The sequence below is a fragment of the Afipia sp. P52-10 genome, assembly GCF_000516555.1.
GTDB lineage: Bacteria > Pseudomonadota > Alphaproteobacteria > Rhizobiales > Xanthobacteraceae > P52-10.
On record NZ_AZSJ01000003.1, the window covers coordinates 2,451,742 to 2,473,973 of the forward strand.

General features: G+C 64.2%; 21 protein-coding genes and 1 tRNA gene. 10 read left to right on the forward strand and 12 right to left on the reverse strand.

From position 1 onward, the window contains the following. Window positions 1–85 precede the first annotated feature (85 nt). On the reverse strand, window positions 86–4,840 hold the full coding sequence (gene gltB, locus X566_RS12890; RefSeq protein ID WP_034466799.1) for a glutamate synthase large subunit: 4,755 nt from the start codon (window positions 4,838–4,840) through the stop codon (window positions 86–88). Window positions 4,841–5,319: 479 nt separating this feature from the next. Between gltB and X566_RS25455 the strand changes: the two genes are divergently transcribed. After that, window positions 5,320–6,051 carry a hypothetical protein gene (locus tag X566_RS25455; RefSeq protein WP_051444062.1) on the forward strand — a complete coding sequence of 244 codons (732 nt, stop codon included), beginning with the start codon at window positions 5,320–5,322 and terminating at the stop codon, window positions 6,049–6,051. A gap of 67 nt (window positions 6,052–6,118) precedes the next feature. On the opposite strand, the gene X566_RS12900 is transcribed toward X566_RS25455, so the two are convergent. Next, window positions 6,119–6,580, reverse strand: coding sequence for an Hsp20 family protein (locus tag X566_RS12900; protein WP_034466802.1), 462 nt, complete (start codon window positions 6,578–6,580; stop codon window positions 6,119–6,121). Between the two features lie 182 nt (window positions 6,581–6,762). Here X566_RS12900 and X566_RS12905 point away from each other — a divergent pair, with 182 nt between their 5' ends. Then, the gene (locus tag X566_RS12905; RefSeq protein WP_034466805.1) at window positions 6,763–7,707 is read left to right on the forward strand and encodes an alpha/beta hydrolase; all 945 of its coding nucleotides are present in this window, start codon (window positions 6,763–6,765) and stop codon (window positions 7,705–7,707) included. Window positions 7,708–7,738: 31 nt separating this feature from the next. Here the strand turns inward: X566_RS12905 and X566_RS12910 are convergent, their stop codons facing one another. After that, on the reverse strand, window positions 7,739–8,494 hold the full coding sequence (locus tag X566_RS12910) for a sulfite exporter TauE/SafE family protein (protein WP_034466808.1): 756 nt from the start codon (window positions 8,492–8,494) through the stop codon (window positions 7,739–7,741). A gap of 85 nt (window positions 8,495–8,579) precedes the next feature. On the opposite strand from X566_RS12910, the gene X566_RS12915 reads away from it, so the two are divergent. Beyond that, window positions 8,580–9,479 carry a LysR family transcriptional regulator gene (locus tag X566_RS12915; protein ID WP_034466811.1) on the forward strand — a complete coding sequence of 300 codons (900 nt, stop codon included), beginning with the start codon at window positions 8,580–8,582 and terminating at the stop codon, window positions 9,477–9,479. Between the two features lie 12 nt (window positions 9,480–9,491). On the opposite strand, the gene hisN is transcribed toward X566_RS12915, so the two are convergent. After that, window positions 9,492–10,274 carry a histidinol-phosphatase gene (hisN, locus tag X566_RS12920; RefSeq protein ID WP_034466814.1) on the reverse strand — a complete coding sequence of 261 codons (783 nt, stop codon included), beginning with the start codon at window positions 10,272–10,274 and terminating at the stop codon, window positions 9,492–9,494. Between the two features lie 774 nt (window positions 10,275–11,048). Then, entirely contained in the window at window positions 11,049–11,936 is an 888-nt protein-coding gene (locus X566_RS12925; RefSeq protein WP_034466818.1) for an N-formylglutamate amidohydrolase, read from the reverse strand. A 192-nt stretch (window positions 11,937–12,128) separates the two neighbouring features. On the opposite strand from X566_RS12925, the gene cpdR reads away from it, so the two are divergent. The 4 genes from cpdR (at window position 12,129) to X566_RS12945 (ending at window position 14,930) form a co-directional block, all read left to right on the forward strand. Beyond that, window positions 12,129–12,491, forward strand: coding sequence for a cell cycle two-component system response regulator CpdR (gene cpdR, locus X566_RS12930; RefSeq protein WP_034466821.1), 363 nt, complete (start codon window positions 12,129–12,131; stop codon window positions 12,489–12,491). A gap of 108 nt (window positions 12,492–12,599) precedes the next feature. Continuing rightward, a tRNA-Val gene (locus X566_RS12935) sits at window positions 12,600–12,674 on the forward strand. Window positions 12,675–13,027: 353 nt separating this feature from the next. After that, a complete protein-coding gene (locus tag X566_RS12940) occupies window positions 13,028–13,447 on the forward strand; it encodes a cupin domain-containing protein (RefSeq protein ID WP_034466823.1) in 420 nt (139 codons plus the stop codon). 406 nt (window positions 13,448–13,853) lie between these two features. Beyond that, the gene (locus X566_RS12945; RefSeq protein ID WP_152539864.1) at window positions 13,854–14,930 is read left to right on the forward strand and encodes a tripartite tricarboxylate transporter substrate binding protein; all 1,077 of its coding nucleotides are present in this window, start codon (window positions 13,854–13,856) and stop codon (window positions 14,928–14,930) included. A gap of 161 nt (window positions 14,931–15,091) precedes the next feature. On the opposite strand, the gene X566_RS12950 is transcribed toward X566_RS12945, so the two are convergent. After that, the gene (locus X566_RS12950; protein WP_034466828.1) at window positions 15,092–15,469 is read right to left on the reverse strand and encodes a helix-turn-helix domain-containing protein; all 378 of its coding nucleotides are present in this window, start codon (window positions 15,467–15,469) and stop codon (window positions 15,092–15,094) included. 83 nt (window positions 15,470–15,552) lie between these two features. Here X566_RS12950 and X566_RS12955 point away from each other — a divergent pair, with 83 nt between their 5' ends. After that, window positions 15,553–16,182, forward strand: a complete 630-nt coding sequence (locus tag X566_RS12955; RefSeq protein ID WP_034466830.1) for a flavodoxin family protein — start codon at window positions 15,553–15,555, stop codon at window positions 16,180–16,182. 152 nt (window positions 16,183–16,334) lie between these two features. Here the strand turns inward: X566_RS12955 and X566_RS12960 are convergent, their stop codons facing one another. From X566_RS12960 to X566_RS25320, 4 genes are all read right to left on the reverse strand, one after another. After that, entirely contained in the window at window positions 16,335–16,559 is a 225-nt protein-coding gene (locus X566_RS12960) for a CsbD family protein (protein ID WP_152539865.1), read from the reverse strand. Window positions 16,560–16,724: 165 nt separating this feature from the next. Then, window positions 16,725–17,054, reverse strand: coding sequence for a four-helix bundle copper-binding protein (locus X566_RS12965; RefSeq protein ID WP_034466834.1), 330 nt, complete (start codon window positions 17,052–17,054; stop codon window positions 16,725–16,727). 51 nt (window positions 17,055–17,105) lie between these two features. Then, complete coding sequence (locus X566_RS12970; RefSeq protein WP_034466836.1) at window positions 17,106–17,324, reverse strand: hypothetical protein; 219 nt, start codon at window positions 17,322–17,324, stop codon at window positions 17,106–17,108. Window positions 17,325–17,344: 20 nt separating this feature from the next. Then, window positions 17,345–18,103 (reverse strand): hypothetical protein, encoded by a 759-nt coding sequence (locus X566_RS25320; protein ID WP_244434737.1) that lies wholly within the window; start codon window positions 18,101–18,103, stop codon window positions 17,345–17,347. On the opposite strand from X566_RS25320, the gene X566_RS12980 reads away from it, so the two are divergent. Together X566_RS12980 and X566_RS12985 are read left to right on the forward strand one after the other, a co-directional pair. After that, the gene (locus X566_RS12980) at window positions 18,102–18,902 is read left to right on the forward strand and encodes an enoyl-CoA hydratase/isomerase family protein (protein WP_034466840.1); all 801 of its coding nucleotides are present in this window, start codon (window positions 18,102–18,104) and stop codon (window positions 18,900–18,902) included. The genes X566_RS25320 and X566_RS12980 overlap by 2 nt on opposite strands. Before the next feature lie 95 nt (window positions 18,903–18,997). Beyond that, on the forward strand, window positions 18,998–20,002 hold the full coding sequence (locus X566_RS12985) for an NADPH:quinone oxidoreductase family protein (protein ID WP_051444063.1): 1,005 nt from the start codon (window positions 18,998–19,000) through the stop codon (window positions 20,000–20,002). Window positions 20,003–20,048: 46 nt separating this feature from the next. Here the strand turns inward: X566_RS12985 and X566_RS12990 are convergent, their stop codons facing one another. After that, window positions 20,049–21,179 carry a serine hydrolase domain-containing protein gene (locus X566_RS12990; protein ID WP_034466842.1) on the reverse strand — a complete coding sequence of 377 codons (1,131 nt, stop codon included), beginning with the start codon at window positions 21,177–21,179 and terminating at the stop codon, window positions 20,049–20,051. 58 nt (window positions 21,180–21,237) lie between these two features. After that, window positions 21,238–22,230, reverse strand: coding sequence for a branched-chain amino acid ABC transporter permease (locus X566_RS12995; RefSeq protein ID WP_034466844.1), 993 nt, complete (start codon window positions 22,228–22,230; stop codon window positions 21,238–21,240). Window positions 22,231–22,232 lie beyond the last annotated feature (2 nt).

A 22,232-nucleotide genomic window follows, 5' to 3' on the forward strand; every position in this document is an offset into this window, starting at 1 on the left:
CTTCGCCGCGTTTCGAGGATGAGGGGCTCTGGGGCCCCATGGCGCGAGACGGCGCCGCGCGCCGCCTCGCCATGAGGCATTTACGCTAAGCGCCGATGGCGATCTTGGGTTGCTCGGACTCGCGCTTCTTCAATTCGAGCAGCGCGCGGCGGAACTCGACCGGCATCACCTTCCGGAATTTCGGCAACGCCGTTTTCCAGTTGGCGAGGATCTCGGCGGCACGGGCGGAGCCCGTGTACTTGGCGTGGCGCGAGATCAGGATGTGCAGCCGCTCGACGTCATAGCCGGTGAGGTTGGCGAGCACATCGACCCGGCCATGCGCTTCCAGGTCGCCGGACTGATGGAACGCGCTCTGGTTGATCATCTCCTCGGAGAGGAGCGGCTCCAGCTCGACCATCGCCATGTTGCAGCGCTGCTCGAAGGTCGCGTCCACGTCGTAGACATAGGCGACGCCGCCGGACATGCCGGCCGCGAAGTTGCGTCCGGTTCTGCCGAGCACGACCACGACGCCGCCGGTCATGTATTCGCAGCAGTGATCGCCGGCGCCTTCGACCACCGCGACCGCGCCCGAGTTGCGCACGGCGAAGCGCTCGCCCGCGACGCCGCGGAAGTAGCACTCGCCCTGGATCGCGCCGTACATCACCGTGTTGCCGACGATGATCGATTCTTCCGGCACGATGCCGGAATTGGCCGGCGGCCGAACGATGATCTTGCCGCCCGACAGGCCCTTGCCGACGTAGTCGTTGCCTTCGCCTTCGAGGTCGAAGGTGACGCCGCGCGCGAGCCAGGCGCCGAACGCCTGACCGGCGGTGCCCTTCAGCTTCACATGGATTGTGTCTTCCGGCAGGCCCTTGTTGCCGTAGATCTTCGCCACCGCGCCCGACAGCATCGCGCCGGCGGAGCGGTCGGTGTTGTTGATCGCAGCCTCGAACTTCACCGGCGCGCCGCGGTCGAGCGCAGGCCGTGCCTGCTCGATCAGCGAGCGGTCCAGCACCTTTTCCAGGTGATGGTTCTGGCCCTCGGAGCGATAGATCGTCTCGCCCTTCGCCGCTTTCTGCTTGAAGAACAGCTTGGAGAAGTCGAGCCCCTTCGCCTTCCAGTGCGCGACCAGCGCGTTCTGGTCCAGCATCTGGCTCTGGCCGACCATCTCGTTGAAGGTGCGGTAGCCCATCGAGGCCATGATCTCGCGCACTTCCTCGGCGACGAAGAAAAAGAAGTTGATCACATGCTCAGGCTGGCCGACGAAGCGCTTGCGCAGCAGCGGGTCCTGGGTGGCGACGCCGACCGGGCAGGTGTTGAGATGACACTTGCGCATCATGATGCAGCCGGCGGCGATCAACGGGGCGGTGGCGAAGCCGAACTCGTCAGCGCCCAAGAGCGCGCCGATCACCACGTCGCGGCCGGTGCGGAAGCCGCCGTCGACCTGCACGGTGATGCGGCTGCGCAGCCGCTCGCGCACCAGCGTCTGATGCGTCTCGGCGATGCCGATTTCCCACGGGCTGCCCGCATGCTTGATCGAGGTCAGCGGGCTCGCGCCGGTGCCGCCCTCGAAGCCCGAGATCGTCACATGGTCGGCGCGCGCCTTGGCGACGCCCGCGGCAACCGTGCCGACGCCGACTTCGGAGACGAGCTTCACCGACACCTGGCCGTCCGGATTGACGTTCTTCAGGTCGTAGATCAGCTGGGCCAGGTCTTCGATCGAGTAGATGTCGTGGTGCGGCGGCGGCGAGATCAGGCCGACCCCCGGGGTCGAGTGGCGGACGCTGGCGATGGTCGCGTCGACCTTGTGGCCGGGCAACTGGCCGCCTTCGCCGGGCTTGGCGCCCTGGGCCATCTTGATCTGCATCATGTCGGAGTTGACGAGGTACTCCGTCGTCACGCCGAAACGCCCTGAGGCGACCTGCTTGATCGCCGAACGCATGCTGTCGCCGTTCGGCAACGGCTTGAAGCGGTCAGCCTCCTCGCCGCCTTCGCCGGTGTTCGACTTGCCGCCGATCCGGTTCATGGCGATCGCGAGCGTGGTGTGTGCCTCGCGCGAGATCGAGCCGAACGACATCGCGCCGGTGGCGAAGCGCTTGACGATCTCTTTGGCCGGCTCGACCTCGTCGAGCGGCACCGGCTTGCGCTTGTCCTCGGTCGCCGCCTTGATGCGGAACATGCCGCGGATGGTCAAAAGCCGCTCGGCCTGCTCGTTCAGGATCTTGGCATAGGCGCGATAGCGCTCCTGCGAGTTGCCGCGCACCGCGTGCTGCAGCGTCGCGACCGATTCCGACGTCCAGGCGTGATCCTCGCCGCGGGTGCGGTAGGCGTACTCGCCGCCGACATCGAGCGCGCTCTTGTAGATCTGGGCGTCGCTGAATGCGTCGGTGTGGCGGCGCGTGGTTTCCTCGGCGATTTCGCTAAGACCGACGCCCTCGATGCGGGTGTGGGTGCCGGCGAAGTACTTGGCGACGAAATCGGCCTTCAGGCCGACCGCATCGAAGATCTGCGCGCCGCAATAGGACTGGTAGGTCGAGATGCCCATCTTGGACATCACCTTCAGCAAGCCCTTGCCGATCGACTTGATGTAGCGCTTGACGATTTCCTTGTCGTCGAGCTTGCCCGGCAGGCGGTCCTTCATCGCGACGATGGTCTCGAACGCGAGGTAGGGGTTGATCGCCTCCGCGCCATAGCCCGCGAGGCAGGCGAAGTGATGCACTTCGCGCGGCTCGCCGGATTCGACGACGATGCCGACCGAGGTGCGCAGGCCGGTGCGGATCAGGTGATGATGCACGGCGGCGGTGGCGAGCAGCGAGGGGATCGGGATCCGGTCGGTGCCGGCCATACGGTCGGACAGGATGATGATGTTGACGCCTTCGCGGACGGCGGCCTCGGCGCGGCCGCACAGCTCGTCGAGCACCTGCTCCATGCCCGCAGCGCCGAGGCCCGCGTGGAAGGTGGTGTCGAGGGTGCGCGAGTTGAAGTGCGATTCGGCGATGTCGCCGATCGAGCGGATCTTCTCCAGATCGGCGTCGGTCAGAATCGGCTGACGCACTTCCAGGCGCTTGGTCGAGGCGAGGCCTTCGAGATCGAACAGGTTCGGCCGCGGACCGATGATCGAGACGAGGCTCATGACGAGCTCCTCGCGGATCGGGTCGATCGGCGGATTGGTGACCTGGGCGAAGTTCTGCTTGAAGTAGGTGAACAGCAGCTTCGGCTTGTCCGACAGGGCCGAAATCGGCGTGTCGGTGCCCATCGAGCCGGTCGCCTCTTCGCCGGTGGAGGCCATCGGCGACAGCAGGATGTTAATGTCTTCCTGGGTGTAGCCGAACGCCTGCTGGCGATCGAGCAGCGACAGGTTCGACAGCGGCGACTTGTTGGCGGTCTCCGGCAGCTCTTCCAGCAGCATCTGCGTGCGATCGAGCCACTCGCGATATGGATGGCTCTTGGCGAGGTCGGCCTTGATCTCGTCGTCGGGGATCAGGCGGCCCTGCTCGAGGTCCACCAGCAGCATCTTACCCGGCTGCAGTCGCCACTTGGTGACGATCTGGTCCTCGGGGATGCTGAGCACGCCCATTTCCGAGGCCATTAGGATGCGGTCGTCGCGGGTGACGAGGTAGCGCGCTGGCCGCAGGCCGTTGCGGTCCAGCGTCGCGCCGATCTTGCGGCCGTCGGTGAAGGCGATCGCGGCGGGGCCGTCCCATGGCTCCATCAACGCGGCATGATATTCGTAGAAGGAGCGGCGCTGCTCATCCATCAACGGATTGCCGGCCCAGGCCTCCGGAATCATCATCATCACCGCGTGCGGCAGCGAGTAGCCGCCCTGCACCAGGAATTCGAGCGCGTTGTCGAAGCAGGCGGTGTCCGACTGGCCTTCGTAGGAGATCGGCCACAGGCGATTGATGTCCTCGCCGAACAGCTCGGACTGCACCGAGGCCTGGCGCGCGGCCATCCAGTTGACGTTGCCGCGCAGCGTGTTGATCTCGCCGTTGTGCGCCACCATGCGGTAGGGATGCGCCAGCGACCAGGTCGGGAAGGTGTTGGTGGAGAAGCGTTGATGCACCAGTGCCAGCGCGCTCTCGAAATCCGGCTCGCTCAGGTCCGGATAATAGGTGCCGAGCTGGTCGGCCAGGAACATGCCCTTGTAGACGACGGTGCGGCACGACATCGACACCGGATAGTAGCCGGCAAGGTTGCGATCGCGGCGCTGGTAGATTGCGTTGGAGATCGACTTGCGCAGGATGTAGAGGCGCCGCTCGAACGCGTCCTCGGAGGTGATGTGATCGCCGCGGCCGATGAACACCTGCATGTTGTGCGGCTCCGTCGGCTTGACGGTCTCGCCCAGCGTGGAGTTGTCGGTCGGCACCTCGCGCCAGCCGAGCAGCCTCAGCTTTTCCTTCTTCACCTGCTCGGTGACGATGCTGCGGATCACCTTGCGCCAGGCAGGGTCGCGCGGCATGAACAGCGCGCCGACCGCGTATTCGCCCGGCGCGGGCAGGGTGAAGCCCAGTTCCTTGGCCTTGCGGCTGAAGAAAGCGTGCGGAATCTGCACCAGAATGCCGGCGCCGTCGCCGGCGCGCGGGTCGGCGCCGACCGCGCCGCGGTGCTCGAGGTTGCATAGGATCGCCAGCGCGTCGGAGACGATCTGGTGCGATGGCTTGCCCTTGATGTTGGCGATGAAGCCGACGCCGCAGGAGTCCTTCTCCAGCGCGGGGTCGTAGAGGCCGGCGGCCTCGGGGCGGACATTGTGCTCGCTGAGAGCCGTGCGTGCGGTCAGAGCTGTATCAACAGGTTTCGACGCCGGGGCCGCCGACTGCGGATCTTCAACGATTTGCCCACGCGTGAACCCGTTCCAGTTCATGTGAAACCTCGCACCCCCAAAATAATAGTCCCGTCGTCAGCCACACCTTGAGCGTTCGCGGCACCCTCCGGGCCACCGCCCGCGCCAGAGCGAGCCAAATTTAGATGGCGCAGGCTTCGACGGTTACCGTCCCCGGTAAACGATTGGCCTGCCGTCAAGCTTTCGCAGTGATACGTGCTGCAAACGCTATGCCGGGATAACCGGCAAAATGGGACAGCTTTGCTGTCCTAACGCGCACACTGCCAAATTTTTGTGTATCACACAAGCGCCTGGAAGTCCTCTAATCAACGCTGTCCCTGCAATCAATGCTCTTCCTGCGACAGGCGATTGAACGAAAGACGTCAGCGACATGCCCAGTCTTGGTCCCGGCTCGGCCCCAGCTTGGCCGGAATTGCTGGCGACGGTCGGCGCGCGCGGGGCCCGAGACGTCAGCAGATCGCCCGGTCAAGCGCGAAACGAAGCGTGCAGGAGGCGGATCGATGAAGCAGGGGATGACCGCGCTGGCGGTCATGATGATGACATGGGCCGGCAGCGGTGCCGCGATGGCGCAGATGCTGCCGCCGATGGATGGGCCTGATGCATATGCCTATGCGTATGGCCACCGCCGGCCGATCCCGCCGCCACCGCCGCATGATGGCCCCGGTGCTTATGATCTCGGTCTGCCTTCCTATGAGGTGATGACGATTCTGCGTTCGACCGGCTTCAGCCCGCTGGGGGCGCCGGCGCGCCGCGGCCGGTTCTATATGATCTCGGCGATCCATCCCAATGGCGACGATGGGCGGCTGGTGATCGATGCCTACAGCGGCCGGATCGTTCGCTTCACCCCGGCCTCGCGGGTGATCCGTGCAACGCGCGGCGCGCCGATGGTGATGGTCTATCAGGGGCCGACTTTTCCACCGCCAAACGTTGCGACGCCGGGGGCGCCGCGCCCGCCAGGGGCCGTTCCGCGACTCGCGAGCCGTTCGCCGGCCTCCGCCCCGCTGGTGACACCGAAGCCGCGTCCCGCCACGGCCCCGCCAAGGCCCGAGACCGCGCAAGCGCCGCCTGTTCCGGCAGCCACTCCGCCCGCCGCGTCGGCTCCTGCGGCCGCCGTCGGGAGCGCACCGGCCATGCCGCCACCCGCGCAGGTGGACAAGACACCGGAGCCTGTGCCGGTGAAGCCCGTGCTTCAACCGACCCAGCCGATGCCGCCCGTGCAGACGATGGAATGAGCGCACAAAAAACGCCCCGGCGGTTGCCGGGGCGTCGTGAGGGATCGAATGAAGCGAGGCTGACCGATTAGGCCGCGGCTTTCGCCGTCTGGCCCTCGATCGCCTTGCCGCCATTGATCGGAATGCTGCGGGGCTTCTTGGCCTCGGGGATCTCGCGGACGAGATCGACGTGCAGCAGGCCGTTCTCAAGCGAAGCGTTCTTCACCTGGACATGGTCGGCGAGCTGGAACACGCGCTCGAAAGCCCGCGCGGCGATGCCGCGGTAAAGCACTTCGGACTGGCCTTCGGCGTTTTCATTGGCGGTCTTCTCGCCCTTGATCGTCAAGGTGTTTTCCTTGGCGACGATCGACAGCTCAGGCTCGGAGAAGCCGGAGACAGCAACGCTGATCCGGTAAGCGTTCTCACCGGTGCGTTCGATGTTGTAGGGCGGATAACCGGGGGCGTTGTCGGACACCTGGTCGAGCAGCGAGAACAGCCGATCGAAACCAACGGTGGAACGATAAAACGGGGCAAGATCAAACGTACGCATAAGAGTCCTCCATTGAGCGACTTGTCGTGTCAGCCCGCCGGTCTGGCCGGGCTTTCGTCAGATGTGCAGCCTAGAGTGGCCTGCACAACGGTGATATGGGAGGCAAGCTTTCCCGTTCAAGAGGTTCCGGACGCCATTCGGGGCCGATTTTCAGGCGCGTTCCGTCCGGGTTTCCGACTGCGATGACATTGGTTTCGATCCCCGCCAATCCCGTGCCCGACGACGTCGTCAGCGGCACCATCAAGACCCCCGACGGCATCGACTTGCGGTTCGCGCGCTGGGCGCCGCCGGCGAATCGGAAAGGCACGGTCTGCCTGTTCCAGGGCCGGGGCGAGTTCATCGAGAAGTACTTCGAGACCGTGCGCGACCTGCGTGCGCGGGGCTTTGCGGTGGCGATGATCGATTGGCGCGGGCAGGGACATTCCGCGCGCGGCCTGCGCGACGGTCGCAAGGGTTACGTCCGGCATTTTGCCGACTACGAGACCGACGTCGAAACGCTGATGCGCGAGGTGGTGATGCCGGACTGCCCGCCACCCTTCTATGCGTTGGCGCATTCGATGGGCGGCGCGATCCTGCTGCGGGTCGCGCATGCGCAGATGCGCTGGTTCGACCGCATCGTGCTGTCGGCGCCGATGATCGACCTGCCGGGGAGACTCACCGGCTTTCCGGCGCGGGCGCTGTTGCGAACGCTGCGCCTGCTGGGGCGCGGCGGTCAGTATGTGCCCGGCGGCTCCAGCGAACTGGTCGGCACCGGCCCGTTCGTCTCCAATCCGGTGACCAGCGATCCGGTGCGCTACGCGCGCAATGCGGCGATCCTGGAGGAGGCGCCGACGCTGGGCATCGCCGCGCCGTCGATCGCCTGGGCGGATACGGCGTTCCGCGCCATGCACACCTTCAAGCAGACGCTCTATCCCTCGCAGATCCGCCAACCGGTGCTGATGCTCGGCGCTGGCGCCGACACCATCGTTTCGACCGCGGCGATCGAGGAGTTTGCCTACCACATGCGCGCGGGTTCGCACCTCGTCATCCCCGGCGCCAAGCACGAACTGCTGCAGGAGCAGGACCGCTATCGCGAGCAGTTCTGGGCGGCGTTCGATGCGTTCGTGCCGGGCACGCCGCTGTTCTGACCGTGCTGTCCGGTTCGCGTTTGCTTATTCCTCAGTGCGGCAGGAATAGCTTCGCCCCGGCGCTGCCGGCGAGATAGCAGCCGAGCAGCAACAGGCCGATGAAGAACCAGCGCCGGAACACCTCCGGATGCATGCGCAGACGCAGCGCCTGACCGATCCACATGCCGAGCAGGGCAGCGGCCAGCGCACCGAGCGCCGGGCCCGCCAGCGAGACGGTGAAGGCATCGTTGGCGACGAGGTTGCCGGCCAGCGCCACGGTCGAGACCGTGAAGGCCGCGCCCAGCGCCTGCACCAGTTCGTCCTTCTCCAGCCCGATCGCCTGCATGAACGGCATCGCTGGAATCACGAACACGCCGGTCGCCGCCGTGATCAGCCCGGTGATGAAGCCTGCGACAGCACCGACCACCGCCTCGCGCGAGCGCGGCAGGTGAAAGCGCACCCGTGACAGTCCGAGCGCGGCATAGAGTACCAGCAGCAGTCCTAGCGCGATGGCGCCATAGTCGGCGTAGGTCCCGCGCATCAGACCAACGCCCGACCAGGTGCCGATGCAGACGCCGAGCAGCATCGGCCACAGCCGCGCCAGCACCGCGCGCAGATGGTTGCCGCTCAGCATCTGCCAGACATTGGTGACGAACGAGGGGACGATCATCATCGCCGCCGCCTGGGCCGGCGGCATCACGACCGCCAGCAGGCCCATGGCGATGGTCGGCAGACCGAGCCCGATCACACCCTTGATGAACCCGGCGAGCACGAAGATGGCGGCAATGGCGATGGCGGAATCCTGCATGCGCGGACATTGACGGGCCGGGTTGCCGCGCGCAATCTGGAGCCTCCGGAGACTGGTTTCGGATCAGCCGAAGGCAGGGAGCGGCATGCACTTCGACCTGGTCGATCTCAAACTGTTCGTCGCCGTGGCCGAGGCGCGCAGCATCACCCACGGCGCCGCCCGCGCGCATCTGGCGCTGGCCTCGGCCAGCGAGCGCATCAAGGGGCTGGAGGAAGCCGCCGGAGTCGAATTGCTGCGGCGGGAACGGCGCGGCGTGACGCTGACGGCCGCGGGCGAAAGCCTGCTGGACCATGCGCGGCTGGTGCTGCGCCATGTCGAGGTGCTGCGCGGCGATCTGCTCGGCTTCGCGCGCGGCGTCCGCGCCAATGTGCGGATCCTGGCCAACACGTCGGGGCTGTCGGAGCACCTGCCGAAGGCGCTGGCGAGCTTCCTCGTCGCGCACCCGGCGCTCAGCATCGATGTCGAGGAGCATGAGAGCGTCGAGATCGCGCAGCTGATCGCTTCGGGCGCCGCCGACATCGGCGTGGCCGTGGAGGATATGCTGCCGGATACGATCGAGCGCCATCCGTTCTGTCAGGACAATCTGGTGCTGATCGTCCGGCGTGGCGATCCGCTCGCGCGGCATCGCCGGATCGCGTTTGCCGATGCGGTGTCGCGGGATTTCGTCGGCCTGTCAGGAGCGAGCGCGCTGCACGACCATGTGACGAAGCACGCGGTCCAGCTCGGCGCGCGGCTACGGTTCCGGGCGCGGATGCGCACGTTCGATGCGGTCTGCGACCTGGTTGCGGCCGGCGTCGGCGTGGCCGTGATTCCGGAAGCCGCCGCTCGTCGCTACAAGAACACGGCCATTCATGCCCTACCGATGCGCGATGCCTGGACGCGGCGGCAGCTTGTGGTCTGCGCCCGCAGCATCAAGACCTTGCCGAAGCCGGCGCAGCGGCTGTTCGAGCATCTGCGCCAAGCGGCGCCGGCGGCGCGGTCGTGATTGGCGTGTGCGTCAGGCGTTTAGCAGCGCCATTGCCGCTTCGTGGACGCGCGGATCGCTGGCGGCGATGATGTTGCCGCCGTTATGCGCAGGCTTCCCGTCCCAAGTGGTGACGATGCCGCCGGCGCCAGTGACGATCGGCACCAAAGCGGCAATGTCGTAGGACTTCAGACCCGCCTCGATCACCAGGTCGACGTGGCCGGCCGCCAGCATGCAGTAGGCGTAGCAGTCGCCGCCATAGCGCGACAGCCGCACCTGCTTCTCGATGCGTCCGAACAGCGCGCGCTCCGCCTCGTTCATCAACAGCGGCGTGGTGGTGTAGAGCGTCGCCTCGCTCAAGCTGGCGCAGCGGCGGACGCTGAGGCGGCGTTCGCCGGACGGGCCGCGATAGCGCGCCGCGCCATTGTCGCCGGTAAAGCGTTCGCGAATATAGGGCTGATGCATCATGCCGAAGGCAGGGCGGCCGTTGTGCAGCAACGCGATCAGCGTGCCCCAGACCGGAAAGCCGCCGATGAAGGACTTGGTGCCGTCGATCGGGTCCAGCACCCAGACATATTCGGCATCGGCGCGCTCCGCGCCGAATTCCTCGCCGACGATGCCGTGCTGGGGAAAATGACTGGTGATCAGCTTGCGCATCGCCGCTTCAGCGGCGCGGTCGGCTTCGGTCACGGGATCGAAGTCGTGGCCTGGCTTCTTGTTCTCGACGCCGAGCGAGGTGCGGAAGAACGGGAGGATGGTCTCGCCGGACGCGGTGGCGAGCTGTTCGATGAAGGCCGCGAAATCGATGACCGTCACGGATGGACACCTGTGGTTGGAAGGGGCTGATGCGCCGTCCCAGCGTCGCCCGTGCTGGGCCATGCCGGATGGCGGTCTTGCCTCAATGACATGGAGTAGCGAGGAATGACATGAACGAGGGCGCTTCGGCGACAAGGGTAGCGCATGGTCTGAGCGATCGATCCTGGTCTGCACGCGGCTCGCGGCGAGCCGTCTGGCTAGCCGGTATAAGAAAGGTACGCCAGCGCCAACCAAGGGCAAGGAATGAGTTTCAACTTCAAAAAATGAGCCGAGACTTCGAAAGATCAGAACAGTCCTTGGTCCTTTCTGGTGATGCGTCTGGCGCACGCTCACGACTCTGTGTTCGGCGCCGAAAAACCGCAGAATGTCGATATTTCAAGCTAAGTTATTGTTTTTTGGCCAATTTCACAGAGAAAGTGGGTTCTTTTCCGAAAAGCGGGTATGCGAAATTTGCATGAGTAAAGGTTTCTTAGGACTTGATTTTTGTGCGATGCGATGGCATGTTGTTGCGGTGCGGTAGTGCTCTGCACCACCGCTGCCCTCCTTGGGCGTTTCCTCCCTAGACTTGGGCCGCTTGTCTTTACGAGCGGCCCTTTTTTCTTGCCGAACCGGTTTTGCCTGATGCGGATCCGACGCGCTCCGTTTGAGCCGGATGCTGATGAGCAGACACTAAAAGCGGTTGTGCCTTCTTCCGCGCTTCCTGATTTGCAGCTCTCACATTTTTAAAGAGTGCTGATTTTAAAGACGGCTGACCCTTCCGCCGCCGGCAGCCTTCTATTCCGCGGCTGCCTGGAACGGGCCGAGATCCGCCAGCGGAATCGCGGCACAGGCTTCGGCCAATGCGGCAAGATCGACGGCGACCTGTTCGAATCGTTCGGTCCGCTCGCGCTTGCGTTCGTCCATGTAGATCGCCCGGTTCAGCTCGATCTGGATCGCGTGCAGTCCGCTGCCCGGATTGCCGTAATGCTCGGTGATGAAGCCGCCGGCATAGGGCTTGTTGCGGCTGACGCTGTAGCCGCAGGCCTGCATCGTCTCCTGCACCACGTCAGCCAGCACCGCCGAGCAGCTCGTTCCGTAACGGTCGCCGATGACGACGTCGGGCCGCCGCGGCTCCTCGCGGGCGATGCCGACAGAGGGCATCGAATGGCAGTCGATCAGCATGGCGGTGCCGAAATCCTGATGCACCTTGGCGATCAGCCGCCGCAGGGCGCGATGATAGGGCTTGTACAGGCTTTCGATGCGCTGGAGCGCATCCTCGATCGACAGGCGGTCGGCGTAGATGTCCTGACCATCGCCGACCACCCGCGGAATCGTGCCGAGGCCGCCCGCCACCCGCATCGAGCGGGTATTGGCGAAGCTCGGCAGCCGGCCGGTGAACATGCGCGGGTCGAGCTCGTAGGGCTCGCGGTTCACGTCCACATAGGAGCGGGGGAAATTCACCCGCACCACGCCGAATCCGCGGTTGCTGAGATCGGCGATCAGCTCGTCCATGAAGGCGTCTTCGGACTTGCGCAGCGTCGCCATGTCGATCCGCGATGCCATCAGGAACTCGTGCGGATAGACCGTGCCCGAATGCGGCGAGTTGAAGATGATCGGCGCCCGCCAGTGCACCGGCTCGGTAATCTCGAAAGGAGGGGATGACTCGCCCCGAAAATCATTCATCGCAGCGCGTTTGCTCCGCCGCCTGCGCCGGTCCGGTCCGGCTCGATTTGCGGCCCTATCGGTTCATTATGCAGCTATTGTTGGCCAAACCCAGCACCCCTGCCAAGGGGCTCGTTACTTTCACTCGAAATTTACCTGAATTCTGCCTAATGCGTCCTACAACACATCCAAACACGGCACTCCACGCGCATCATGCACAAGAAAATCCTGCTCGCCGAAGACGATAACGATATGCGACGGTTCCTGGCGAAGGCGCTTGAGAATGCCGGCTTCGAGGTTTCCTCCTACGATAACGGCATGTCGGCCTATAAGCGCCTCCGGGAGGAGCCGTTCGAGATGCTCCTGACCGATATCGTGATGCCGGAAATGGACGGCATCGAGCTGGCGCGCCGCGCCGCCGAGCTCGACCCGGACATCAAGATCATGTTCATCACCGGATTCGCCGCCGTGGCGCTGAATTCGGATTCGCAGACCCCGAAAAACGCCAAGGTGCTGTCCAAACCGGTGCACCTGCGCGAGCTGGTCAGCGAAGTGAACAAGATGCTGGCGGCCTGAGGGCGGAAAAAGGAGCTTTCGGGACGCCTGTGCGTCCTTGCTTCCCTTGGCATCAGCCGTTATAGGGACCCGACCCGTTGGTCGCGCCGCCAGGCGACGGCCGGTGAGGGGCGCGTAGCTCAGCGGGAGAGCACTACGTTGACATCGTAGGGGTCACAGGTTCGATCCCTGTCGCGCCCACCATCCTTCCCTACCAATCGCTGATTTCGATATCGGACCGGAACCCGTCTTGCGGGGGCATTCGGCGGCACCAGCTTCCGTCATTATGTCCGCAGGTCGGCCGGTCTGGTAAACCGGCCGATGTCTCCGACCTGTCTGGGCGGCAAATTCCCACTCGTGGAAAAGGGCCGTTTAGGTCGAAAGGGGGAGGCGGACTGCCCCCCAGATCGGCTGCGTGATCGTACGTTCCGTCAGCCTCCGCCAGCCAATAAGATCCAATAAGATTGGATGTTGGATCCAGCACGCTTGGTGTTCGTCTGTCCATCAAGCGAGGTTCTTTGACTTGGAGCTTTCACCTTCGACTTGGAGCTTTCACAATGTCTGACGTGGTGCTGATAGGCTCGTTGCGGTTGAAGTTTCTCATCGACGATGCCGACAATGGCGGCAAGCTGACGATGTTCGAAATGACTGTTCCGGAGCGGGCCAAAGTGCCAGCGGCGCATTACCATCGTGATTTCGAGGAAGTTTGGTATGGCCTCGGCGGTACGCTGACAGTGACCCTCGAGGGGATCGAGCACCGATTGAAACCGGGCGATGCCCTGTTCGTGCCCCGCGGCGCTGTGCATCGCTTCGACAACCTTGATGCCGGGGAAGCTTGGGCACTGGTGACGCTGACGCCAGCGGTCGCGGGGAAGCGATACTTCGAAGAACTCGCTGCAGTCATCAATGCGGATGGACCGCCGGACATGGCGAAGGTAAAGGCGGTCATGGACAAGTACGGACTTGTCGTAGCTTGAGATCGACGAGTCCGCGCTCAATCTGGACTGAGGCCCAGGGTCGTGAACTGGCCGCTCCAATCGAGCGGTAGCTCGCGAAGCTGCTCGACGCCGATGCCGCAAGGGAGACATCCCTCCATGGCGGCCTTGATGAGCGAGGGGCAAGGAACGCAAGCGAGATCGTCATGCTGACATCACGCGCGCTATAGCTTTCCCGGCTGGCAATCTGCTCGACACCGCTTGCGGCGTCCGTGATGAGTTCGTGGAGCCAGCGGCGACCGCGAGCGATGGCCACGACCAGCGTTGCAGCCGTTCGAGTTTCATCGGTTGTGGCGGGTCGATGCGGCTTTGGTCTCGGGACGGATCGTGGCTTCCTGGACGGCGTTCGGCATTGCGTACGCCGCGACGAAATATTCGCTAGATTGTTGTGTCCGATCCTGCCTACGATCCTCGCAAACAGCGACGTCGGCTCTGTGACGATCGCTACAGAGAACATTGGGGGAGGCGTCGCATGACCGTGCGTCTGAATCGTCGAACGCTCATCGCAGCCGGAGCTGCAACCGCGGGGACGGCATTGCTCGGCCGTCCGGCCCGATCGCAAACGAGCTGGCCGACGAAACCCGTGCGGGTCGTGTGCGCGTTTCCACCCGGCGGCTCGACCGACATGGTATCGAGGGCCTATTCCGAGTTTCTCAGCCGCCATTTTGGCCAAACCTTCGTTGTCGAGAACAAGGGCGGCGGTTCGGGGACCGTCGGTGCGCTCGACGTCAAGCAGGCGCGACCCGATGGCTACACGCTGCTGGCGACGATCTCGAACGCGATGATCAACAATCGCGTCACCATGAAGAACCTTGCCTACGATCCGGTGAAGGACTTCGACATTCTCACGATCGTTCTCGGCCCCGGCAACTTGGTCATGGTCCCGCCGAACATAGGCGTGACGAACCTGAAAGAGTTCGTTGAATACGGAAAGAAGAAGGCCGGCAAGCTCAGCATGGGGTCCTTTGCGATCGGTTCGACGTCGCATCTGGTCGCCGCCGAAATCAATGCGCAATACGGCCTGAATATCGAGCCCATCCACTATCGCGGCGAAGGCCCGATGTGGGCGGATTTCATGGCTGGGTCACTCGACATCGCGGTGGGCGGTATGGCAGGGACGGCGCCGGTGCGGGAGACCGGGCGCGGTCGGATCATCGCCTCGCTCGGCAGCCGGAATGCGGCTTATCCTGATGTCCCCACCCTGGAGGAACAGGGCCTCAAGCCACAGGCATCGCACATTCGCGCCTATGTCGGCTTGTGGGCTCCGGCCGGCACGCCGGCTGATATCATGCAGAGGCTGTCGGAAGCGCTCGTGCTGGGTGGAAAAGACCCAAGCGTGCAAAAGACTGCGGCCCAGTTTTATCTCGACCCCGCGATTTCCATCGCCGAGGCTAGGCGGCGATTTGCCGACGACACCGCGGTCTTGATTCCAGCTTTGAAGAATCTGGGGATTCAACCGGAATGAAGCGGGCGTCTTCGCCTGCAAGCGATCTGGTGAGGCGCGGTGTCGATCCCGAGCGCTCGGTTACGATGACGTGACCTGCGAGATGTTTCACGGACGATCATGAATCGTGGCGGCAAACGAAGGTGGTGCGCAGCGCCGGCACCAGCACCATCCGTGGCGCATCAGAGTTTGCTTGACTGCGCCTTCAGAAAGCTCTCCCGGGCAGCATCGAGGGCGGGAAAGTTGTCCTCCGCCCATCGATCGAGCACCTTGAGCGCTTCAGTGAGCGAATGCCCGAGAGGCGTCAGACGATATTCCACGTTCGGCGGAACGGTGCCTCGGTCATCTCGCTGGAGAAGACCGTTGCACTCGAGCTCTTTCAACGTCTGAGTCAGCATCTTTTGCGAGATGCCGCCGATCCGCCTCAGAAGCATTCCATTGCGCATTGGCCCGTCAGCGAGGGCAGAAATAATCAGGATCGGCCACTTGCCGGATATCAGCTCCAGCGCATGCCGCGCGGAGCAGCTTTCGTCGAAGACACTCGGGATCGTGTTGGCCATAGGAACAAAAAGGTGCGTACTTGCGATTGAGAGCCCCTACGGCACACTCACCTGAAAGGCAAGCAAGGTGAATCAGGCGAGCCATGAGAGTGTATGTCCTCAGTTCCAGTCCCCGCCGCGACGGCAATTCTGCGGCACTCGCGACCGCCGCGGCCGAAGGCCTGAGGGAAGCCGGTGACGATGTCGAGTTGGCGTATGTCGACGATATCGTTTCGTCATTCCTTCGGGACTGCAGGCAGTGCCGTGACCTGAATGGAAGTTGCACCATTGCCGACCGGTTTGGTGAGGCGTTCACGCGGAGTTTCCTTCCATCGGATGGATTCATCGTGGCCACACCGATCTACTGGTATGGCATGTCCGGCCAGTTGAAGGCGTTCTTTGACAGGATGTTTTGTTACGTTGCCGCCTCGAATCCCCGATCCGCGTCTGTCAAGACCGCGATGCAGGGCAAGCGTGTCGGTCTGCTCATGAGCTCCGAGGAGACATATCCGACGGTTTCGATGGCGGTCCTCCACCAGATCCAAGAATACTGTCGCTATACGCGGTCAACGCTGGTCGGTGTGGTCCATGGGCACGGCAACAGCCGCGGTGATATCATGCGTGAGCCATCCGACCCGGTCACCGCGGCCCGGCAGTTCGGGCGCACATTCGCCTCCGCGCATGCTAGCGATTACCATATCGATACAGAGCGAAGCGCGAGAATGTGGTGCTGAATACGTCATGACGAGGTCCTGCCGGTCGACGCGTTGACCTCGGCGTTAGATGATCGCGGAAGACCGACGGTGCGCGGCGCCTTGGCGCACCTCATGAGTCGAGGCTGTGAAGGCCAGCGGATAAGGCGCCAATATCCCGGTATCCCCCGCCGTCACGTCAGATCATTCAGGATTTTGGATGCCGGAAGGCGCTGTTGCTCCTCCTTCTCCTTTCGATTGGTGGTCGCCGGTTGACGGTTCTCTTGGCGGTCTTCTTCTTCACGGTTCTCTTGGCGTCTTTCCTGGCGCTTTCCCTCATCCGCCAGATGCTGATCGCCGATGACCTCGCCGATCACCTGCTTGATCTTTCCTGCCGCCCGATCCGCAGTCTCGCCCATGGCCAGCTCCATCCACTCATTCAGTCCATTGCTGTGATCGGCAATGCCGGCCTCCGCGGTCCGTTCCACAGCGGGCGCGGCGCTGGAGCAGGCTTATCCTGCGGACGTGCGGATGCTTGGCGCGAGGGCCAAGCGCAGAGGTTATTACCCCCGGCCACTGCCTCGTTATTGCGCGACCATTTCGCGGCAGGCGTTTGCGCAGGCGCGGCACTGCGTGACGCACTCGGCCATGCCGCCGATGCGTTCACAATCATTGGCACACTCGCTGCAGATCTCCGCGCACTCGGCGCAGGTGTGCTTATGATGCGGAGTTCCGATCAGCATGACATGCGCGGAGGTGCGACAAATCTCCGCGCACGTCATCATCAACCGGAAGTGCTTCGGCTCGACGTGCTCCCCGCCCATCTCCAAACAGTGATCCATGGCGGTCTGCAGGCATGTCCTGTAACAGCTCAGGCAGATATCAACGCAGCGTGACATTTCGCTCGACAGCATCCCACCGGCTCCTTTGGCAAACGGCCTTCCTATGCCCGCCGACGAGACGCGCTATTCGTCGGGTTGTTTGTCGTGGTCGTGACTTTGATACTGATCGGATTGCACGCGCTTTCCGTCTTGGCCGCGCGCGTCCGATTTGCTGGATTTGTCACGATTCGAAAGGACCTCGTTGTCTCCGACGAGATCACGCTGAAGATTGGTGTTGCCGCCGGACCCGGAACCTTTGGTTCGAACGCTCGATCCGACGCCCTTGTTTCCTTCCTTGGGCATTTACGCCTCCCATGCACGCCTCAACGATTGTGCTTGTTGTGATGGCTTTCCTGGTGAAGGCCGCCGCGGCTGACGGGAAACTCGCTTTGGCGCGCATCGGGATGGCGGGAAGCCTTCCCTCGGTTCAGCGCCTCGGCTTGCTTGGCTGCGTCCGATCGCTTCTGGCCCGCATCGCGGGGCTTTCGCTCGAACAGGTCGAGCTGCCTTCGATGTGTCTTGGGACCCTGCATGATCGTTTCCGTTGCTGATGGTGGGCTTGCGAGAAGCCTCCCCCTCAGAACGGTGCACGGCGTACCTCGTTCCAAAATTCTGAAGCACCGTCCAGGAGATCGCGCAGCGATGGAACATCGCACAGGAGCCAGCGCCGCGGGCGCCGCAGCGATTAGGCGATTTTCGGTGAACGGCGGTTCCTGCCGCAGGTTCCCATGGTTGTACCGTTCGTTCTCGGCAGCGAAGGCCCGATGCCGCGGCTCATGGCGGCCATTCACGCGTGCGCAAAGTGCGAAGCATGCTGATCGCGTATCGGATGTCGGATCAGGCGAAGCGACAGGAACGGCGAATGCATCAACACCGATGGCGGCCGCGTGTTGCAGAAGGGCCGCGCGCAATTGCCATACCTGTGCGATTGCGGCGTCGCCGGCGCTTCTTTGGTTTGCTTTCGAGCCGACGATCTTCAGTCCGCACCCGAACAAGCGAATGCCGGCTTCGGCCGCGCGACGGGATGTTTCAGGAGTGCTACGGTGACTTCGAAGGCTCGCACCGACAAGGACATGGACCATGAACTACGCCGACTTTCAGTTTCTGACGTTCGATCACAAGGCCGACGGTGTCGTGCTGGTGACGCTCAATCGGCCCGAGGTGATGAACGCGACCAACGCGCGGCTGCATTGGGAGCTCACCAAGATCTGGGCTGTGCTGAACGACGATCCGAAGGTCCGCGTGATCGTGGTGACGGGCGCCGGCGATCGCGCGTTCTCCGCCGGCGGCGATCTGGCGTGGATTTCGCAGACCGTCGGCAACGCGGAGATGGTTGCGGGGACGTTGAAGGAGGCGGGCGATATCGTCTTCAACATGCTGGCTTGCGAGAAGCCGATCGTCTCGGCGATCAACGGCGTTGCCGTGGGCGCCGGGCTTGCGGTGGCGCTGATGGCCGACATCAGCATCATGGCGGAAGAGGCCAAGATCACCGATGGCCATGTGCGCCTCGGCGTGTCGGCGGGCGACCATGCGGTGATCCTCTGGCCACTGCTTTGCGGCATGGCGAAGGCGAAGTACTATCTGATGACTGCCGAATTCGTCGATGGCAAGGAAGCCGAGCGCATCGGCCTGGTCAGCCTCAGCGTTCCGCGCGCCCAGCTGCTCGATAAGGCGTTGGCGGTTGCGGCCAAGCTCGGCACCGGCAGCCAGCCGGCGATTCGTTACACCAAGCGGTCGCTGAACAACTGGATGCGGATGTCGCAGCCGGCGTTCGATGCGTCGCTGGCGCTCGAGATGCTTTGCTTCATGGGCGAGGACGTCAAGGAAGGCGTTGCCGCCATCAAGGAGAAGCGGGAGCCGCGCTTTCCGTCGGCGCGCTAAAAACATGATCCGGAAAGGTGTGTAGCGGTTTCCGAAAAGATCATGCTCAAACAACAAGGCGGCTTCGGTGAGATCGTACAGGTGAGATCGACATAATGAATGAGAGCTATCGCGCCAAGGGACTTATTGTGGATGGCTACGGCGACTGGCGGCGGACCCGTTGGGGCGAGGTCGCGACCGGCGCGCCGGGGCCCGACGAAATCTTGATCGAGACCAAGGCCACGTCGGTCAATTTCCCCGATCTGCTGATGATAGAGGGAAAATATCAGCGGCGGCCGCCGCTGCCGTTTACGCCCGGACGCGATGCCGCCGGCATCGTGCTGGCGGTGGGGCGCGACGTGACGGGGTTCGCCGTGGGCGATCGCGTCGCCGCGCAGCCGGGCCATGGCGCCTTCGCGCAGCGGACACTCAGCGCGGCCTGCTACTGCACGAAGATCCCCGATGCGATGTCGTTCGAGGATGCAGCGGCCTGCAACACCACTATCGCCACGGTTGTCGCCGCGATCAGCGTCCGCGCGGACCTAAGGCCGGGCGAATGGATTTTGATCACCGGCGCTGCCGGCGGCGTCGGCTCGGCGGGTGTGCAATACGCGCGTGCCATCGGCAGCCGCGTCGTCGCCGTGGTCTCGTCGCAGGAAAAGGAGCGCGCGGTTCGCAAACTCGGCGCCGAAATCGTGATCCGGACCGACACCCTTTCCAACCTCAAGGACGGCCTCCGCGAGGCGCTGGCGCGTCAGGGGCTTGATGGCGTCGATGCGGCAATGGATGTGGTCGGCGGCGAGCTGTTCGACGGCGTGCTCCGCTGCATCAGGCCGGAAGGCCGGGTGTCGGTGGTCGGTTTTGCGTCGGGGAAAATTCCCGTCGTCCCGGCGAACTATCTGCTGCTGAAGGACATCCGCGTGATCGGCTCGTCGATCAACCGCCTGTTCACGGATCCCAATCCTGGTTTCCGCACGCTCCTGGACAACGGCTTCCGGATGGTGGCCGATGGACGCATCAGCCCGATGATCGAACACGTCTATCCGATGGCGGAGTTCGCAGCCGCATTCGAGCGCGTGGCTGGCCGCAAGGTCGTCGGCAAGGTTCTGCTGATCCCGTAACCGCGGGGCGCTTGCTGCGCGATGGCGTTGCGCGGGGCTTAGGTCGTCACGCGCCCAGGCATTGGTAGAGCGCGCGGCAGATCGCAATGCCGCGCGGGTCGCCGACCACGTCCGGCCCCATCTGGTTGTGGACGTAGCCGATGCCGACGCCGTGCTCCGGATCGGCACAGCCGAACGATCCGCCCCAGCCGGAGTGGCCGAACGCGCGCGGGTTCGGTCCGTAATTGCCTTCCGTATTCAGCACGACGCCCGCGGCCCAGGTTCGTGCGCCCAGCATCAGGTCGGGGCGGGTGCTCAAAGGTTGACGCAGGCGCTCGACGCTCGCCGGCGACATCAGTGCAATGCAGCCAAGCGGGGCGCTGTTGGCAAGCGCCGCATAGAGCCGCGCGAGCCCGCGCGCCGTCGCATGACCGTTGACGGCGGGAAGCTCCGCCGCGATCCAGGCGCCGTCGTTCGGCAATTCGGCGCTGAGGGTGGGATTGGTGACGGCGCGTTGCGCGATCGGGTTCATGCCTTCCGCCAAGGCGCGGGGGGCCTTCGGCCCACGAATGGGTGCAATGCGCCCGCGCAATGCAGCGGGCACGCCGATGAAGATGTCGGCCTCAAGCGGTGCGCTGATGCCCTCGGCGAGAAAGCGCCCGACGCTTGTGCCGGTCACCCTGCGCACCAGCTCGCCGGCGAGAAAGCCGTAGGTGACCGCGTGATAGGAGGTCGCCGTTCCCGGCGTCCAGAACGGCATTTGTGCTGCGAGACGTGCGGTTGCCGTGTCCCAGTCGCAGAGATCCTCGAGCGTGGTCGGCGCGACGTATCCGTTCAGGCCAGCCTGATGCGACATCAGCTGGGCGACGGTGATCTCGCCCTTTCCGGCTTGTGCGAATGCAGGCCAGTAGCGCGCGACCGGCTGGTCGTATGACAGCAGGCCGCGGTCGGCGAGCACGGCCACGGCGGCGGCGACCACGCCTTTCGTTGCCGACCAGATGTTGACCAGGGTGTCTGCCGTCCAGGCCTGTCCCTGTGCGGCTTCGCCGCCATGCAGGTCGACGAGGCAACGGCCTTTGACATAGACACAGAGCGAGGCGCCCACGTTCCGATAGGGCTCCTGCGCGGCGAACGTGCCGGCGAAGACCTCGCGGACCGGCTCGAAGGCGGGATCGCAGTGGCCGTGAATCGCTGTCATTGTCAGTGTTCTCGTGCTGCAGGTGGCATAAGTCCTGCGGCGCTGCTTGCGAGACGGGTTACAGCTCGCGCCCGGTCCATTTCTGCACCAGGCCGACGATTCCCTCGCGCATCAGTGACACGCACAGGATGAAGATCGCGCCTTGGGCGACGGTGGTCCAGGCGCCAAAGCTTGCCAGGTAGTTCTGCATCGACACGACGATCAGCGCGCCGACCACCGGGCCGAACATGGTGCCGAGGCCGCCGACCAGGGTGATCAGCACGACCTCGCCGGAAGTGGACCAGTGGACGTCGGTGAGCGAGGCGAGCTGGAACACGATCGCCTTGGTGGCACCGGCGAGGCCCGCGAGCGCGGCCGACAACGTGAACAGCAGCACCTGGTAATGCCGGACCTGGTATCCGAGCGATGTCGCGCGCGGTTCGTTGTCGCGGATGGCCTTGCAAACCTGTCCGAACGGCGAGTGGACGATCCGGTAGACCAGCAACATTCCCGCCATGAAGATGGTCGCGACGACGCCATAGAGGATCCGATCGTCCGCCAGGTTCAGAATGCCGAACATCATCCCGCGCGGGACGCCCTGGATGCCGTTCTCGCCGCCGGTGATCTCAGGCGACTGCACCGAGAGGAAATAGAGAATCTGCGCCAGTGCCAGCGTGATCATCGCGAAGTAGATGCCCTGCCGGCGGATCGCGATCGCGCCGAAGACAGCGCCCAGCGCCGCTGCCAGCACCGTGCCGAACAGGATCGCGAGCTCCGGCGCAAGCCCCCATTCCTTGGCGGCGTAGGCGCATGAATAGCTCGCGAGGCCGAAGAAGGCGGCGTGCCCGAACGACAGCAGCCCGCCATAGCCCAGCAGCATGTTGAACGAGACGCCGAACAGGGCGAAGCACAGCACCTGCATCAGGAACACGCGATAGGCGACGAACGGGGCGATCGCGAGCAGCAGCGCCAGCACGAGGAAGATGCCGCGGTAGCGTCGCCAGGCGCTATCGGCCGGCTTGGCGCCGATGCCGGCGGCGGCGCTCGCGTCGGGCGAGGTTTGAACGGTCATGC

What these genes read in the sequence shown, in the direction of transcription:
- X566_RS12915 (WP_034466811.1), top strand. Translation starts at nt 8,580, where the DNA reads ATGCACTTCGACCTGGTCGATCTCAAACTGTTCGTCGCCGTGGCCGAG.
- X566_RS12925 (WP_034466818.1), bottom strand. Translation starts at nt 11,936, where the DNA reads ATGAATGATTTTCGGGGCGAGTCATCCCCTCCTTTCGAGATTACCGAG.
- X566_RS25320 (WP_244434737.1), bottom strand. Translation starts at nt 18,103, where the DNA reads ATGGTCCATGTCCTTGTCGGTGCGAGCCTTCGAAGTCACCGTAGCACT.
- X566_RS12970 (WP_034466836.1), bottom strand. Translation starts at nt 17,324, where the DNA reads ATGCCCAAGGAAGGAAACAAGGGCGTCGGATCGAGCGTTCGAACCAAA.
- X566_RS25455 (WP_051444062.1), top strand. Translation starts at nt 5,320, where the DNA reads ATGAAGCAGGGGATGACCGCGCTGGCGGTCATGATGATGACATGGGCC.
- X566_RS12900 (WP_034466802.1), bottom strand. Translation starts at nt 6,580, where the DNA reads ATGCGTACGTTTGATCTTGCCCCGTTTTATCGTTCCACCGTTGGTTTC.
- X566_RS12955 (WP_034466830.1), top strand. Translation starts at nt 15,553, where the DNA reads ATGAGAGTGTATGTCCTCAGTTCCAGTCCCCGCCGCGACGGCAATTCT.
- gltB (WP_034466799.1), bottom strand. Translation starts at nt 4,840, where the DNA reads ATGAACTGGAACGGGTTCACGCGTGGGCAAATCGTTGAAGATCCGCAG.
- X566_RS12990 (WP_034466842.1), bottom strand. Translation starts at nt 21,179, where the DNA reads ATGACAGCGATTCACGGCCACTGCGATCCCGCCTTCGAGCCGGTCCGC.
- X566_RS12985 (WP_051444063.1), top strand. Translation starts at nt 18,998, where the DNA reads ATGAATGAGAGCTATCGCGCCAAGGGACTTATTGTGGATGGCTACGGC.
- X566_RS12905 (WP_034466805.1), top strand. Translation starts at nt 6,763, where the DNA reads ATGACATTGGTTTCGATCCCCGCCAATCCCGTGCCCGACGACGTCGTC.
- X566_RS12980 (WP_034466840.1), top strand. Translation starts at nt 18,102, where the DNA reads ATGAACTACGCCGACTTTCAGTTTCTGACGTTCGATCACAAGGCCGAC.
- X566_RS12960 (WP_152539865.1), bottom strand. Translation starts at nt 16,559, where the DNA reads ATGGGCGAGACTGCGGATCGGGCGGCAGGAAAGATCAAGCAGGTGATC.
- X566_RS12950 (WP_034466828.1), bottom strand. Translation starts at nt 15,469, where the DNA reads ATGGCCAACACGATCCCGAGTGTCTTCGACGAAAGCTGCTCCGCGCGG.
- X566_RS12965 (WP_034466834.1), bottom strand. Translation starts at nt 17,054, where the DNA reads ATGCTGTCGAGCGAAATGTCACGCTGCGTTGATATCTGCCTGAGCTGT.
- X566_RS12940 (WP_034466823.1), top strand. Translation starts at nt 13,028, where the DNA reads ATGTCTGACGTGGTGCTGATAGGCTCGTTGCGGTTGAAGTTTCTCATC.
- cpdR (WP_034466821.1), top strand. Translation starts at nt 12,129, where the DNA reads ATGCACAAGAAAATCCTGCTCGCCGAAGACGATAACGATATGCGACGG.
- X566_RS12910 (WP_034466808.1), bottom strand. Translation starts at nt 8,494, where the DNA reads ATGCAGGATTCCGCCATCGCCATTGCCGCCATCTTCGTGCTCGCCGGG.
- X566_RS12995 (WP_034466844.1), bottom strand. Translation starts at nt 22,230, where the DNA reads ATGACCGTTCAAACCTCGCCCGACGCGAGCGCCGCCGCCGGCATCGGC.